This is a genomic window from Undibacterium sp. TC9W (assembly GCF_049339865.1).
Taxonomy (GTDB): Bacteria; Pseudomonadota; Gammaproteobacteria; order Burkholderiales; family Burkholderiaceae_D; genus Undibacterium.
In genome coordinates this window covers 40,139-55,375 of record NZ_JBMPPJ010000022.1, presented here as the reverse complement: position 1 = coordinate 55,375, position 15,237 = coordinate 40,139, and the positions used below count along the sequence as shown (strand labels likewise).

Annotated in this window: 9 protein-coding genes; 4 read left to right on the top strand and 5 right to left on the bottom strand. The window is 50.4% G+C overall.

Going from position 1 to position 15,237, the window contains the following annotated elements; all coding sequences use genetic code 11:
• Nucleotides 1-5: 5 nt before the first annotated feature.
• Together ACO0LN_RS24230 and ACO0LN_RS24225 are read left to right on the top strand one after the other, a co-directional pair.
• Nucleotides 6-1,001, top strand: coding sequence for an alpha/beta hydrolase family protein (locus ACO0LN_RS24230; protein WP_422978287.1), 996 nt, complete (start codon nucleotides 6-8; stop codon nucleotides 999-1,001).
• A gap of 103 nt (nucleotides 1,002-1,104) precedes the next feature.
• On the top strand, nucleotides 1,105-1,929 hold the full coding sequence (locus ACO0LN_RS24225; RefSeq protein WP_422978285.1) for a DUF2189 domain-containing protein: 825 nt from the start codon (nucleotides 1,105-1,107) through the stop codon (nucleotides 1,927-1,929).
• Between the two features lie 38 nt (nucleotides 1,930-1,967).
• Here ACO0LN_RS24225 and ACO0LN_RS24220 read toward each other — a convergent pair whose 3' ends face one another.
• A complete protein-coding gene (locus ACO0LN_RS24220) occupies nucleotides 1,968-3,938 on the bottom strand; it encodes a hypothetical protein (protein WP_422978283.1) in 1,971 nt (656 codons plus the stop codon).
• Nucleotides 3,939-4,138: 200 nt separating this feature from the next.
• On the bottom strand, nucleotides 4,139-7,459 hold the full coding sequence (locus ACO0LN_RS24215; protein ID WP_422978281.1) for a S41 family peptidase: 3,321 nt from the start codon (nucleotides 7,457-7,459) through the stop codon (nucleotides 4,139-4,141).
• Between the two features lie 325 nt (nucleotides 7,460-7,784).
• Here ACO0LN_RS24215 and ACO0LN_RS24210 point away from each other — a divergent pair, with 325 nt between their 5' ends.
• The gene (locus ACO0LN_RS24210; RefSeq protein WP_422978279.1) at nucleotides 7,785-9,566 is read left to right on the top strand and encodes a glycoside hydrolase family 44 protein; all 1,782 of its coding nucleotides are present in this window, start codon (nucleotides 7,785-7,787) and stop codon (nucleotides 9,564-9,566) included.
• A 93-nt stretch (nucleotides 9,567-9,659) separates the two neighbouring features.
• Here the strand turns inward: ACO0LN_RS24210 and ACO0LN_RS24205 are convergent, their stop codons facing one another.
• Nucleotides 9,660-10,673 (bottom strand): NADP-dependent oxidoreductase, encoded by a 1,014-nt coding sequence (locus tag ACO0LN_RS24205; RefSeq protein ID WP_422978277.1) that lies wholly within the window; start codon nucleotides 10,671-10,673, stop codon nucleotides 9,660-9,662.
• Between the two features lie 168 nt (nucleotides 10,674-10,841).
• Between ACO0LN_RS24205 and ACO0LN_RS24200 the strand changes: the two genes are divergently transcribed.
• On the top strand, nucleotides 10,842-11,735 hold the full coding sequence (locus ACO0LN_RS24200; RefSeq protein ID WP_422978275.1) for a LysR family transcriptional regulator: 894 nt from the start codon (nucleotides 10,842-10,844) through the stop codon (nucleotides 11,733-11,735).
• Here ACO0LN_RS24200 and ACO0LN_RS24195 read toward each other — a convergent pair.
• A complete protein-coding gene (locus ACO0LN_RS24195) occupies nucleotides 11,718-13,739 on the bottom strand; it encodes an alpha/beta fold hydrolase (protein WP_422978273.1) in 2,022 nt (673 codons plus the stop codon). The two genes, ACO0LN_RS24200 and ACO0LN_RS24195, sit on opposite strands and share 18 nt — an antisense overlap.
• A 140-nt stretch (nucleotides 13,740-13,879) precedes the next feature.
• Entirely contained in the window at nucleotides 13,880-15,070 is a 1,191-nt protein-coding gene (locus ACO0LN_RS24190) for an acetylornithine transaminase (RefSeq protein WP_422978271.1), read from the bottom strand.
• Between the last annotated feature and the right edge of the window lie 167 nt (nucleotides 15,071-15,237).

The following is a 15,237-nucleotide window of genomic DNA, read 5'->3' as shown; positions in this document are numbered from 1 at the left end:
ATCCCATGCGCATGATGATATTTGCCGCGGCTGTAGTGGCAGTCGTTTTTTGCACATCGGCTATCGCAAGACAGGCCGATTATGATCAGGATATCGTACTTGCTACCTCGGGCGGCAAGATTGATGGCAGCCTGCTCATGCCCGCCAATGCGGTGAAACCGCCAGTTGTATTGATTATTGCAGGTTCTGGCGCCACTGACAGGGATGGCAATACGGTCGGCCTGAAAGGCAAGAATGACTCATTGAAAATGCTGGCAGCATCCATGGCTCAGGCTGGGGTAGCGTCTGTACGCTTTGACAAGCGCGGCCTTGCAGGCAGTGCAGGTGCTGTAGCATCTGAAGCTGATCTGCGCTTTGAAACCTATGTGCAGGACGCTGTAGCCTGGATAAGGCTGCTAAAAGCAGATGTACGGTTTTCTGGTGTTGCCATACTTGGTCATAGCGAGGGCTCGCTGATCGCCATGCTGGCAGCGCAGCAAGAAGCTGTCAAGGCATACATCTCTGTGGCAGGTCCGGCGAAAAATGCTGCCGATGTCTTGCGTTGGCAGTTGCAAGGCAAATTGTCACCGGCGCTGGCCGCCAGTAATGAAGAAATCCTGAGTGCTTTGCAGGCGGGCAAAACCTATGCTGAAGTACCGCCAGAATTTAAAATGCTGTACCGTGTCAGCGTGCAGCCATATCTGGTTTCCTGGTTCCGTTACACGCCGGAAAAAGAGATAACCAAATTGACTTGCCCGGTGTTGCTGATACAGGGTGACAAGGACATACAGGTAGATACTTCGCAATTGACGGCGCTTAAACTTGCCAAACCAGATGCTGAAAGCCTGCTGGTACACGATATGAACCATGTGCTGAAAATCACAGGCGATGATACTGCACAGCAAATGGCTACTTATACTGATCCGGTCTTGCCCTTGGCTCCAGAACTGACTAAAGGCCTGAGTTCCTTTTTGCTTGACAGGCTTAAAAGCAATCTCAAAAGCAATCTCGGAACCAAATAATTCTCTTGCAATGCAAGTGCTGATTGTAATTCGTGCCAGACTGTCTTAGGATGGAAATTGATCCGTATCAAAGAAACGGACATTTCAAAACAATGGAGACAGCATGACAAACCAATCGCAAGGCAGAAGTGGGGATAGTGCACCGCCCGACATCAGAACCGTCATCGATCATGAAGCCGTTTTCCCGCCCTTGCGCCGGGTCGGCATGTTCCGTCCCCTGGTCTGGCTCAGTTTGGGATGGCGTGATTTTCGCGCTTCTGGCAGTTCCAGCATATTTTATGGCGCTTGCTTTGCTGCGATGGGTTTGGTCTTGAGACTGGTACTCAATAATGTACCTGAATATCTGTCTGCACTCACATGTGGTTTTTTACTAGTGGGGCCTTTGCTTGCACTGGGTTTGTACGACATCAGCCGTCGCCTTGAAAATGTGCGTTCGGGTTTGCTGGGCAGTGTCTTTTCCATGCGTGGGCGCTGGAGTAATATTGGCGTGCTGGCTCTGGTGCTGGCCATTATCATGATGGTGTGGGCGCGTGCTTCGCTGGTGATCTTTGCACTGTTTTATAACAAGGGTATGCCGACAATGCAGGGTTTTCTGACGCAATTGTTCTCTCTGAATAATCTGGAGTTTTTGGCGGTCTATATTTGTATTGGGTTTGTCTTTGCCAGCGTGGTATTTGCCATCAGTTGGGTGTCTATCCCACTGATGCTGGACAGGGACACGGATGCCATCACTGCCATGATCATCAGCTGTGTTGCCTTGTTCATCAACGTGCCTGCGACCATGGTCTGGGCTTTACTGATCATCGCAAGCGTGGTGCTGAGTTTCATGAGCTGGAACCTGGGTTTCCTGATACTCATGCCCATCATAGGCCATGCAAGCTGGCATGCGTATAAAGACGTAGTTGGCAATGCGGGCGACAGGCAATAGACCTGTCGCTTGCCGTATAAAGCGTTGCCTTGATTTGTTCAGATATTGACGTTGATATTACCCGCAGCTTCTTCATTCTCTGGCTCACCCAGTTCTTCTGCCCGGTGATAAGCCGCGTCAGCCTCCGCATCATGACGCTGGCTTTGCGCGTGTTCATGCAGATCGAGGGTGACGGGCTCTACCACCGTAACCGGCTCGGGCGCTGTGACTTCGTCGCTCTCTGCCGACCGCAGTTTATCTATGCTATCAGCCTGTATGCCGTCCTTGACCCTGTAGGCAGCGACTGCGGCAGAAATCAGGGGATTGATGCTGGCCTGTATGCTGGTGGCCGCATTGGCTGTGATTACTGCGCTGTTGCTGACAGGGGTGGTTTGTTCAATGACAGTAGCGGTGGCGACGGGATTGGCGACAGTTGTTGATGCCGGGCTGGCTGATGCCGTTTGACTTTTTGCCGCTATATTATTCGCCGCTGCCGTGGCCTGATTGATGGTATCGAGCGTCTTGCTGACTTCATCAAATGTGGAAGGGGTAGCAGCCGTTGCCTTGCCATTATATATCGTTGCACTACTTTCTGCGTCAGAAGCAGCGCTCTCATTTAGTTTCTTCGAATTTGCAGCTACCTGACTCTCCAGCTGACTTTCTGTCAGTAGTGACGGTGGTGTCGTGGCGTTTGCGGCCAACTTGTTTTCAGCAGTCAGAGTACCTGATGGTGTGGTGCTATCCACATTATCTGATGGCGATGTTTGCGTGGCGGTTTGTGTATTCAGTGCCCGTAAAGACGTATCCCCCGCAATGTCAGTGGTATCTGTCGCAGTTGAATTCGTACTTGTGTCCTGAGCTATTGCTTGCGTATTCAATGCCGCACTTGAGGTGTTGGTGCTTGTATCAGTGGCAGGAATAATCGATGTCGCATCCGCAGGAGTATTTGTTGCTGCCTTGGCCGCCGTGCTGGTTTGAATGGTACTTTCCACATTATTTGTAGCAGACAGATCTGCGGTACTTGTTGCTGGTGTAGGCGATATGTCTGACGCTGCCTGTGCTGTATTGTTCGTGGATTCGGTATTTGCAATGGCGGCTACTGTCTGGGTATTTCTGGTGGTATCAATTGCATCACGCAGCGCCCCATCTTCTAGTGTCTGTTGCAGTTGTATATCGGCGGCTGTACTTGTATTGGTATTTGGAATCGTGGATGTGTTAATGGATGTAGTGGCGGGTGTATTCACTGCTTCTTCATTCAAAGTGTTGGGTAGGACTGTGGTACTGACATTGCTAGTTGAAATAGAATTTACCACATCCGTGTTCTCCGTAGCAGTAGGAGCAGTAGCATTAGTAGTAGCTGCAGTAGCCAACAGGTTGCCAGAAGTTAGTTCCTGATTCTGTGTAAGGACGGCGCTCTCGGCGCTGCCCAATATCTGTAATGCCTGCGCCAATAATGCTGCCGTTCCTTCAGGGTTTGCGGTGAGTGCATTTTGAAAAGCATTCACATCCAGCGTCAGCAAGCTATTGCTGTCTGGCCGGGCAGCATTTTGCAAATTGATTCCTATGTCAGCTAACTGCTCGAACAGATTACTGCCGTCTGCATTTTGTGCGCCAGCATTCATGACTTGCAAGAGACTGTCACTACTGCTGGGTATCAAGGGGTTTTCGGACAGATTAGAGTTGCTGGCTTGCAGTTGGTTAAATGTGTCTACAAATGAAGTCGCAATCGCAGTGAGCTGGGCAATGTCTGCTTTAGATTCAACTTTCGTTTGCGTGGGATCAGCCTGCGTTACGGCATTCGCAGTTGAGCCATTGGCAGTTCGCCTGCTTTGTAAACGCGCTGTGTAGGCCAACAGTTCACCCAGCGCAGAAACATCAACAGTGATGTTATTGCTACCTATTGCAATTGCATCAAGCAAGCCGGGGTTGCTGGCTCTTGCTGGCGACAGAGGATTAATCGTACCAAGATTGATTGCTGACGCTGCTTGCAATGCCGGCGTGGTCACTGAACTGATGGGCGAGATAATCATGGGCTACCTGCTTTCTGGAAACTTACTTTTATACGTATTTACAACGTATAGCTAATTTCACAAATACTCTGTACGTTGTCCCACTTAAGGTGCAAAACCAATGACATTAAGAAAAAAATCCTCATAGTGATTAGCTATGAGGATTTTCACGCAGCAAAAAAAACTATTTATTTCCTACATATCTACTACTTATTTGCCATTCATTTCAATGGCGGAATGACTTGTGGCACCAGTGCTTTAATGGGCTGTTCTTTCAGTTTTTTCTCCAGCAATTGTATCGCTGCTTCCAGTTGCTGGTCTTTGCCATTGAAGGTTGCGTGCGGCAGATTCTCTACCTCGACATCTGGCACCACGCCTATGCCTTCTACCAGCCAGCGGCCATCCATACCAAACTGCGCGTTTTCTGCTGCCCTGATCATGCCATTGTCAGACAAGGTATTGTTATCTGACAGCCACACACCTGCACCTGCCGTGCGTTTGCCTACCAGTGGGCCCAGCTTCAGGGCCTTGATGCCGGCGGCAAAGGTTTCGCCATCAGAGTAAGTCAATTCATCCACCAGTACCACCAGGTGACCACGGAAGGTTTGCTGCATATTGGTGTAAGGCGCAGAGGTTGGCGATGCCCAGTAAGCCCATGCCTTGCGCAAGAGTTTTTCTATGATCCAGCTATCGATATTGCCACCACGGTTGCGGCGTACATCAATGATGAGTCCATCGCGTTCGATATTACTGTAAAAGTCACGGGCAAAACTGTTGATGTCCTGCGCACCCATGGCACGCAAATGCAGGTAGCCAATACGGCCTTGCGATGCCTTGTTGACTTCCTCGCTACGGCTTTGTTCCCAGTCGCTATAACGTAGATTCGCATGCTTCATCATATTGACAGGTGTGACGATGATCGCACGGGCGGCATGGTCGCCACGCTTGACATGCATTAATACCTGCTTGTCTGCCTGGTTGATCAGCAGGTCTGAGATGTCGCGCGCTTCCATCACAGCCTGGCCATTGATAGCGGTGATGATATCGCCTTCCTTGATGTCCAGATCCGGTTGTGACAGAGGGGTACGCTCGGATGGCAATTCCGCTTCGGTTCGATAAATATGGTCGATGCGGTATCCAGCATTGGTGCGACTCAAAACCGCACCGAGTGAGGCAGCTTGCCCTTCAGGTGCAGCGCGGCGTATATCACCTGGGCGGCTTTGTGAATGCAGAGTACTCACTTCGCTGGCCATCATGCCAAGTACATCATTCAACTCTGCCCTGTCGGTGATACGCTCTACCAGCGGAGCGTATTTGCTACGTACCTTGTTCCAATCTACCCCACGCATTTTGTCGTCAAACAAAAAGTCCCTGTGCATGCGCCATGCATCGGCATACATTTGCTGCCATTCAAGTTTAGGACTGAGGAAGAAAGTCCAGTCATTCATATTGACTTTGGACTTGCTGACATCGCCCGGTTGTTTTGCACCAGCTTCCACGACATAGAATTCATTGGGGCCAGTATTGATTTGCTGGCGGTAGAACACGTGTTTCTTGTCGGCAGACAAGTCAAACTGACGGATATTGCCCGCAAAAATTTCTGGCTGGGGAGAGGTCTTGCTGATCGCCAGAGTTTTCAAGGTAGCTTTGCCATCGCTGCCTTCGAGTTCTGTGAAATACAGGCGTTTGTCATCAATGGCCAGATCACGATAATTGCCATACGCCAGAGGCACCTGATACAAGCGTTCGGCCAGACCTGCATACTGGATGGCGGGCAGCGCAGGCTTGACAGGTTTTTTGGTTTCTTCTGCCTTGTCTTTTGACTTGTCGGCGCTCTTGTCGTCAGTTTTATCTTTGTCTGCTGGTTTGTCAGTTGCCTTGTCGCTGGACTTGCTCAACTCATCATCTGCCTTGAAGGGAAAGCGGTTCCCTGCCTGCAGGGCCAACGCATACAGGCCAGTACGCTTCTCGAAATGCGGGCCCATATTGCGGTCCCCCCAGGGGGCACGGTTGCTGACCTGAAAATTGCGTTCAGAATAAAAATACAGCCAGCGGCCATCCGGGGAAAATACCGGGGCGCGTGAGTTATACCTGTCGCTGGTGACGAAGTGAATCTGTTTGCTTTCTATCGAGTACAGGCCTATCTGTGGTCTTTGCAATTTATTGTCAGCCCTGACGATGGCGATGGTCTTGCTGTCCGGTGACCAGATGACTTCTTCCTGCCTCTCAGCACCTATCTTGCCTGCATCATCAATGACCTGATTGGTCTTTGTCGCCAGGTCCAGCAACCACAGCCTGCCGCGCTTGTCGGTATGCGCCAGCCATTTGCCATCAGGGGAGGGGATGATACGGTAGCGGTGGACGTCGCCGTTGCTCGTCAGGACTTCTGGTTTGCCCAGGCCATTGGCCGGGAATTTCCAGATTTCATTTTCACCGGTAGTATCGACGATGGCATAGACGGATTTGTCGTCATGCGAAAACACGGCTTCACGTGCGCGGGCGTTTTCTGGTACCGGTAAGTCTATGCGCCTTTGCGGGCCAGAGCCAGCTATGCTCAGGCGTCCGCGTGCGGTGAACAGCAGACGCTCTTCTTTGCCAGCGATTTCTATATTCGATACATACTCCATAGGGTTTTTGATCTGGCGCTTGCGCTGCTGATCAAAGTCGGACACCAGGTCTATAGTCAGAGTCTGGTCTTTGGCACTGCTGATGTCGAGTACATGCAAGTCTGCGCCCAGTTGATAGGCTATCTTGCCATCGGCTATGCTGGGGTTGCGTACTTCCCATTCCTTGTGCTGGGTCAGGACACGGGCATCTGTGCCGTCAGGATTGGCGCTCCAGATATTGAAGGCGCCATTGCGGTCGCTGATAAAGTAGAGCTTGCCCTTCCATAGCATGGGGCGACGGTTATTGCTTTTGTCGTCGGCAAATAATTGTGTGGCTTCAGTCTTGGCCTGCATGTCATAACGCCAGACTTGTGCAGTAGCGCCGCCGCGATATTGCTTGGCATTGTCATTGGTCATATGCAGGCCAAAACGGGTGAAGTACAGATACTTGCCGCTATCGTCGAGCACAGCTTCATTCGCATCTGCCACCGGGAAAACCCTGCGCATCAGGGTTTGTGGATTGATGGCGGCGATGATGCGGTGCGAAGCCGGGCCTGTACTGTTGAGTGTTGTTACCAGTACTTCACCATTGGCAGTCCAGCCCAATACGGATACCTGGTCATTTTCAAAACTGATGCGCTTTGGCACACCACCTGCCATGGGCATGACATAAGCTTCGGTCGCACCTTCATAAGCGGCTGAAAACGCCAGCCACTTGCCATCTTGTGAAATGGCGGGCAAGACTTCTGCCGCAGGATGGCTGGTCAGCCTTTGCGCCTGGCCACCACTGCTTGCCACTTTCCAAAGATCGCCTTCTGCAGTAAACACCACAGCATCACCACGAATGCTGGGGAAACGATAGTAGGCTGGTGCGGCAAGCACGGTTGTTGCCAGACTGGTCAGGCTAAGGGAGAGGGCGAGTTTGCTTAGTCTCATTGTTCTTCTCGAAAATGGATTTGGATGGTTTTTTAAAATACTTGTACAAATTAAAAGACAAATAACAAAGTCGTGTTGCAAACAAAAACAGCCTCAAGTACATACAAAGGCTGGGTAAAAGCTATATCAAAAGCTATATCAACAACGGGATTTGCAACATTCTGTAAGCAGTTTTTCGCTATTACCAAGGAAGCCCTTGGGTAATGTGTCTTACAGTTACATTTACTCGCCGGATATTTCTTGAATTGTTAAAAACGATGAAGTACCCTGAATATTAAATTTCCACTTGGAAATAATTTATTGACGAGCAGACCAAGGGTGCATCATGAGACAAGTCAGCTTGTGCAAAGTTCTTTTAATTCTGGGCATTTCGGCAGAAATTTCGACAACGTCGGCACAGAATGTCACATTCTCCATTGATACCCAGGCAGAGCGCAAGACCATCAGCCCCTTGATCTATGGTTATAACGCCTATGCCGATGGAACCGGCCGCGCAGGCTGGGCCAATCAGGGCGGGCAAGCTAGTTTGCAAAGCCTGAACCTGCGCTCGCGTCGCCTGGGTGGCAATAATATGACCAGCTACAACTGGGAAAATGGCGTTAGCAATTCCGGTAATGACTGGTGCCATTCATCCAATGCGGGTGTCAGTGCGACAGCCGGAGCGGGCAATCCCAATTCAAATAATGGCCTGGCGTATTACACTCCTGGTGCAGCACTACAAAATTTCCAGGATCAGTCGCTGGTGCTGGGCACTTATTCCTTGCTGCAATTGCCTGCCGCTGGCAAGCTGCCCAAAGACATCATCAATCTCAATCCACCAAGCACTTGCATTGGTTCCCAGCTTTGGCAAAGCACTGCCGGGCCATCAAATGTAGATACCGCGCGCTGGGTCAATATTGTCAATGACAAACCGGCTGCGGCTGGTGGCCTGACTCTGGCACCAGGTCTGAATGATGGCGTGGTTTATATAGATGAAGAAATCAATTTTCTTGTCCAGAAATATGGCAATGGTGCATCCACAAATGGTGTTAAAGGTTATGAGCTCGATAATGAGCCTGATCTCTGGCATCACTGGACAACCAACAGCGGTGAAAGCGGTACGCATGCGAATCTGTATCCAACGCTGACCACGGTTACTGATGTCTTACAGAGAAATATCAGCCTCGCAAACACAGTAAAACGCATGGACGCCAGCGCAGAAACCTTTGGGCCGGCAATCAGCGGCTACCTCGGTCTGTTCAGCTTGTGGGCAGTATGGGATGGTTCAGCCTCGCATCAGCCATCTGACTGGGCGCAATACAATGTAGAGCCTTATTACAGCAATAATACTGGTGACCGTTATCGTTACAACGGCATGTCCATGGCGAATGCCTATTTGGCAAAAATGAACCAGGCTTCGCAAAGCGCTGGCCGCCGTTTGCTCGACGTGTTTTCTTTCCACTACTATCCACAGGCTTCTTACAATGCCACTGACAGGGTGCAGGCTGCGCGCAGTCTGTGGGATGCGACTTATGTAGAGCCTAGCTGGATTACCCAGAATGGTAATGGTTTCACTGATGGACGCTCTTTGCAAATGCTGCCCAAGCTGCAACAAGCCATCAATGATTTTTACCCAGGCACCAAACTGGCCGTGACTGAATATGATTTCGGTGGCAAGAGCGATATCACAGGCGCAATTGCCCAGGCAGATGCACTCGGTGCTTTTGGCAAACAAGGCGTGTATCTGGCGACTTATTTTGGCGATACAGAGCAGTACATCGCTTCCGGTTTCAAGATTTACCGGAATTATGACGGTAACAAATCTGTTTTTCCAGCCACTTCTGTGAAAGCGGTTTCCAGCAATAATAGCAATGCAGCAGTATATGCGGCAGTCGATCTCAATGACCCTAATGTCATCCACGTCATTGCCATCAACCGCCAGAGCAGCAATGTCACGAGCAGCTTTCAACTCAGCCACCCTGTGAATTTGAAATATGCGCAGGTCTGGGGTGTCAGTGGCAACAGCATGAATATCACTGCCAGGAGCGGGCTCAGCAATATCTCCAAGAACAAGTTCAGTTACACTTTGCCTGCTTTGTCTGTGCTGCACTTTGTATTGAAGCCATAAGTAACTAAGCTTAAGCAAAAAGCCACCAGCGCGCTGGTGGCTTTTCATTTGATGTTTACTATCAATGCTTACTATTGATGCTTACTATTTTCCTTAGACTCCAGCTACTTTCAAGATCAGCTTGCCATTGTTTTCACCGGTGAACAGTTTCTGGAAAGTCTCAGGGAAATTTTCCAGGCCTTCGACGATATCTTCACGGCTTTTCAGTTTGCCAGACATGATCCAGCCACCCATGACCATCGCCGCTTCCATGGCACGTGGGTAAAAGTCGGATACCATCACACCTTTCATCGTGGCGCGTTTCACCATCAGGTTCAGGTAGTTCGATGGACCCTTGATAGGTGTCGTATTATTGTATTGGGATATCGCACCGCAAATCACCACGCGGGCACCAAAGGCCAGTTGTGCCAGGGCTGCATCCAGAATGTCGCCGCCGACATTATCAAAATACACATCGATGCCTTTAGGGCAATGCTGCTTCAAGGCGGCGCTGACATCTTCGCTTTTGTAATCGATTGCAGCATCAAAGCCCAGTTCTTCTGTCAGGTAACGGACTTTATCTGCACCACCGGCGATACCAACAACACGCGCACCCTTGATCTTGGCAATCTGACCAACGATGGTCCCGACTGCGCCTGCCGCACCAGAGATGACAACTGTATCACCTTCCTTGGGCTGGCCGACTTCAAGCAAGCCAAAGTAGGCAGTCATGCCTGGCATGCCAAGCGTACTCAGATACAGTGGCAGAGGGGCCAGTTTTGGATCTACCTTACTGATGCCATTGCCATCAGAATAGGCATATTCCTGCATGCCCAGTATGCCGCTGACATGTTCACCGACAGCAAATTTGGGGTTATTCGATTCAACTACCTGGCCAACAGCCAGCGCGCGCATGACTTCGCCTATCGCCACTGGTGGCATATAAGAATTTTTGCTTTCATTCATCCAGCCGCGCATGGCTGGGTCGAGCGAGATATACAGGTTCTTGATCAGCACTTCACCTGCTTGTAAATCACGCAACTGTTCTTTGACGTGATTAAAATCGCTGGCTTTGACATTGCCTTGTGGGCGCGCTGCAAGTTTGAATTGAGAATTGATGGCGTTCATTTTTTTTCCTTTGTCGGCTAGTGAGGACTTACTGGGAGTTTATTGTGGCAGCACGCTGCTGACCATGGAAAGCAGTATAAGTTGCTTATTGTTGCTTGATAAGTCAGGTATATTGCATAATATTGTTGTCTTAATCAGGACAATCTCAAGGCAAAAAAGAGGATATCCATGCTGAATCCACAACACCTGGCCGTATTTGCCACCATCATCCGTGCTGGCAGCATCAGCAAAGCGGCATTACAGCTGGGCTGTGGCAAGTCCTTGTTATCGCGGCAACTGGCCAAGCTTGAGCAGGATCTGGGCGCACGGCTGATACAGCGCTCCACACGCAAGCTGACTCTGACCGAGATAGGCGAACAAGTCTTGCACGAGGCTCAGCGCATCGATACTGCTTTAGCCAACATAGAACAAATGGCGGGGCAACACCAGCAAGAAGTGAAAGGGCGCTTGCGTGTTACTTGCCCCATTCCTGCGGTTTCACGGCTGGTGCCCGTCTTGATGGAATTCTGCAGGCGTTATCCGCAAATTGATTTTGCCCTGCAAGTCGAGGACAGGCTGGTCGATCTGATTGCCGAGCAAATTGATGTGGCCATCCGTGTTTCTCACCTGGAAGACTCCAGCCTGATAGCGCGCAAGCTTGTCGATAGTCAGCGCATACTTTGCGCATCGCCTGCCTACCTGGCCAGCGCCGGACATCCTGTTGTGGCAGAGGACCTGGCACAGCATGCTTGCCTGCTGTATATCTATGCGGGTCGCGCCAATGATGAATGGACTTTGCTACAGGATGGCGAGGTGAAAAAGGTCAGAGTGAGCAGCCACTTCCAATCCAATAATGGTCTTGCTCTGGTCGCTGCCGCCTGCTCAGGCGCTGGCATCGTGCTGATCGATAAACTCATCGTCAGCAAGCACTTACAAAGTGGTGAGTTGGTGGCGGTGCTGGACAATTATCAATTGCCCAGCGGTTCACCAGTGTATGCAGTGTATCCAGCGCGTGACTGGCTGGCACTGAAGACGGCCACTTTCGTGGCCTTTTTGCAGGAAAGATTATTTACCGGCGTCTGATACTGCCAGTGGCTGGCCCTTGCCTATATTCTGATCAAGGAATTTCTCCACACGGCCCCAGAAGTCAACATTGTTTTTGAGCAGGAAGAATCCATGGCCTTCTTCTGCGTATTCTACCCATTCGACATTGGGATTTTTTTCCTTGATGGCTTTATAGAATTGAGTACCATGGTCGATGGGAACGCGACGGTCACGCTTGCCATAAGCCATCAACAAGGGACGCGTCAGCTTGTCGGTGTTTTGCAAAGGTGAAGTCGCCTTCAACTGGGCTGCATCCTTGACCTGGTCACCAATCAGCACTGGCATGCCGAACCATTTCCATTCGTCTGAAAAATCACTCCAGTGGATGTCGTACATGAGATTGATATCGGTCACGCCCACCCATTCTATGCCGCAGCGGAAGATGTCGGGGTCTTTGATCAGGCCCATCAGGGTTGCATAACCACCATAGCTCGCACCCGCTATGCAGATACGTTTTGGGTCTGCATAACCCTGAGCGGCTGCCCATTTGGCGGCGTCAGCGACATCATCCTGCATGGCCAAGCCCCATTGCTTGATACCCGCACGGAAATGCTTGGCGCCATAGCCTGTGCTGCCGCGATAATCCGGCTCGATGACAACATAACCGCGTGAGGCCAGGAATTGTGCTTGCGGATTCCAGTTCCAGTGATTGCCACGCAAATAGGGGCCACCATGCACCAGTACTACGGCTGGCAGATTTTTGCCAGTGCTGTTTGGAGGCAGAGTCAGGTTGACCGGGATTTGCAGGCCGTCACGCGCTGCATAATTCAGCATCTGTTTTTCTGCCATCTGCTCAGGTTTGATGTCAGGTTTGCTGACACCCAGGCGTACCAATTTTTTTGAGTTGAAGTCGAACAGTTGCCATGTGCCAGGTGCGATATCTGAATGAGAATAAATCAGGGCGATATTGGTTTTCAGGTCTGAGGGGAAATGCAGGGAGTTATGGGTGTCTGGCAAAAGTGCATCAATCTGCTTTTGTTTTTCTGCCATGGACTCGTCAAACCATACGGTCGCAGGTCTGCTCATTTCATAGCGCAAACCCAATACTTTCTTTTGTGGGCCGTTGTAAATCAACTGACCAGTAAAATCATAGCCTTTCAATGAAATGACAGGTTCTGTTTCTAGCTGATTCTTTTCCAGATCAAAGCGATACAAGGAACTCAGGTCTTTGCCATTATTGGCGCGTACATACAAATCACCTTCGGGGCTAAAAAACATAGGGGTAATCCTGTCATCCGATGTCCAGTTGGATGTTGCCAGTTTGCGCCAGGCATTTGTCTTCGGGTCTTTATAGTTAATGACAGATTTGTCTTCTTCCGTCGTGACTGCAATGCGTGCAACACCAGCCTTGTCTATCAACCAGGAGTTGACCTTGCCAGGACGGGGTATCAATTCGGTATTGCCTGTGATGGTGTTCAGGCGATACAGGTCATAGATGCTGGAGCCTGCTTCCACAGCTTGCGTGACATAGATATCAGGTGAGCTGGAACCATGGGCAATGTCGAGGTAATGGGTGTACCACGGCAATTCATTACCTTCCACCTTGGTACGTACACCGGTGAACTGGTGCGTGACCAGGCGTATGCGCTTGCTACGGTCTTTGTTAACGGCATACAGGCCATGACCGAAAAAGCGCTGAGCTTCCTTATATTGCAAGTCAGTCAAGTCATATACTAGCCGCTCATTATTAATCCAGTGAAACGAGTTTAAGTCCTTGTCTTCATAGTTCGCGATAATCTCAGGGCGCAGTTGGCCCACTTCCAGTACTGCCAAAACCATGCGGTCGTTAGCACCCTTCATGATCATGGCGATGTTTTTGCCATCGGGAGAAAGGCGCGCATCCCGGAACTGGGCTTCTTTGAAAAAGCTGGCGATTGGAATAGGCTCGCTCGCTGCATACGAAACCGGCACATGAAACAAAGACATGCTACTGAAAATACCAAGGGCGATCTTGCAGGCGAGAGGCTTATAAAAATTGTTCATGCACGCTTTCATTGCTGGAATGGAATTGTGCATTATATACATATTAAAAAATGTTAAACATGCTTTAGAGGCAATATGTTTGCCGTAAAAAAAAGCCTGCACAGCGTTTGCTGTGCAGGCTTTTTCAAAGAGTACTGATATCAGTTTTTGACTTGTTTGATCACCACACGCAACATGCTGATCAATTGATCAATCTCTTCCTTCGTCACATTCAATGCAGGCATGAAGCGCAGCAGGTCTGGGCGAGGTGAATTGATGAGCAAACCAACAGGCTCCATGTCGCGGGCAGCTTCGACCAGCTTGCCACCGATATTGTCACCCAGCTTCAGGGCGCGCAGCAAACCAAAGCCACGTTCGCCTTGCATGCCAAATTCTTCAGACAATTCTTCCAGTTGCTGGCTCAGGTATTCCGCTTTTTCCTGAACCGATGCCAGGAACCCAGGCTTGGTCAGCTCCTTGAATACCGCAATACCGACAGCCGCCATCAACGGCGCGCCATTGTAAGTGCCACCCTGGTCGCCAGGAACGAAGCAGGCTACTTCTTCACGGCACAGCAGGGCACCCAGTGGTACGCCACCGCCTATGCCTTTTGCCAGGGTCATGATATCTGGTTCTATGTTCGATAATTGATAGCCAAACAATTCACCGGTACGACCCATGCCAGTCTGTACTTCATCAACGATGAGCAGCAGGCCATGCTTCTTCGTCAACTCACGCAGGGCTTGCATGAATTCAGGGCTGGCAGGAATGACGCCACCTTCGCCTTGCACAGGTTCCAGCATGACGCCGACGGTTTTGTCGGTGATCAGTTTTTCTACTGAAGCGATATCGTTCAAATCTGCTTTAGGGAAGCCGCTGACCTGCGGGGCAAAGATCGTGTCCCAGCCTGGTTTGCCGGAGGCCGACATCATTGCCAGAGTGCGGCCATGGAAACCATGGTCAAAGGTAATGATTTCAAATGCGCCATTCTTGTTCAACTGACCCCATTTGCGCGCCAATTTGACTGCGCCTTCATTGGCTTCTGCACCGCTATTGGTGAAAAACACGCGGTCAAAGCAAGAGTTCTTCGTCAGAAGATCAGCAAATTCCACCATAGGCGCGTTGTAGAAAGCCGGGGAGGGGTTCAGCAATTTTTTCGATTGCGTTACCAGTGCGTCATGTATCACGTCCGGGCAATGACCGAGGCAATTGACCGCCCAGCCTTGCAGATAATCGAGATATCGCTTGCCCTTGTGATCAGTCAAGTACATGCCCTTGCCTTCAACGAACACGAGTTCGGGGCGTGGGGTGATGTACATCAGGGAATTTACGTTGTACTGACTGAATTCCATTTCAAGACTCCTAAGGTCGTTACAGTGGGTGGGAATAGACAAAAATTCAAGGTAAAAAAAAGCCACAGGGCGGAACCTGTGGCTAGATATTCGTGGTGCAGCTTTTTACGCGCACGCTCACTCCTACATCGGCCCAGGCTCGCTTGGCGAGTTGCGACGTCGTGCAA

Bases quoted from the DNA above. Each gene is read 5' to 3' on its own strand.
- ACO0LN_RS24225 (WP_422978285.1), top strand. From the start codon at position 1,105: ATGACAAACCAATCGCAAGGCAGAAGTGGGGATAGTGCACCGCCCGAC.
- ACO0LN_RS24215 (WP_422978281.1), bottom strand. From the start codon at position 7,459: ATGAGACTAAGCAAACTCGCCCTCTCCCTTAGCCTGACCAGTCTGGCA.
- ACO0LN_RS24230 (WP_422978287.1), top strand. From the start codon at position 6: ATGCGCATGATGATATTTGCCGCGGCTGTAGTGGCAGTCGTTTTTTGC.
- ACO0LN_RS24190 (WP_422978271.1), bottom strand. From the start codon at position 15,070: ATGGAATTCAGTCAGTACAACGTAAATTCCCTGATGTACATCACCCCA.
- ACO0LN_RS24210 (WP_422978279.1), top strand. From the start codon at position 7,785: ATGAGACAAGTCAGCTTGTGCAAAGTTCTTTTAATTCTGGGCATTTCG.
- ACO0LN_RS24195 (WP_422978273.1), bottom strand. From the start codon at position 13,739: ATGAACAATTTTTATAAGCCTCTCGCCTGCAAGATCGCCCTTGGTATT.
- ACO0LN_RS24205 (WP_422978277.1), bottom strand. From the start codon at position 10,673: ATGAACGCCATCAATTCTCAATTCAAACTTGCAGCGCGCCCACAAGGC.
- ACO0LN_RS24200 (WP_422978275.1), top strand. From the start codon at position 10,842: ATGCTGAATCCACAACACCTGGCCGTATTTGCCACCATCATCCGTGCT.
- ACO0LN_RS24220 (WP_422978283.1), bottom strand. From the start codon at position 3,938: ATGATTATCTCGCCCATCAGTTCAGTGACCACGCCGGCATTGCAAGCA.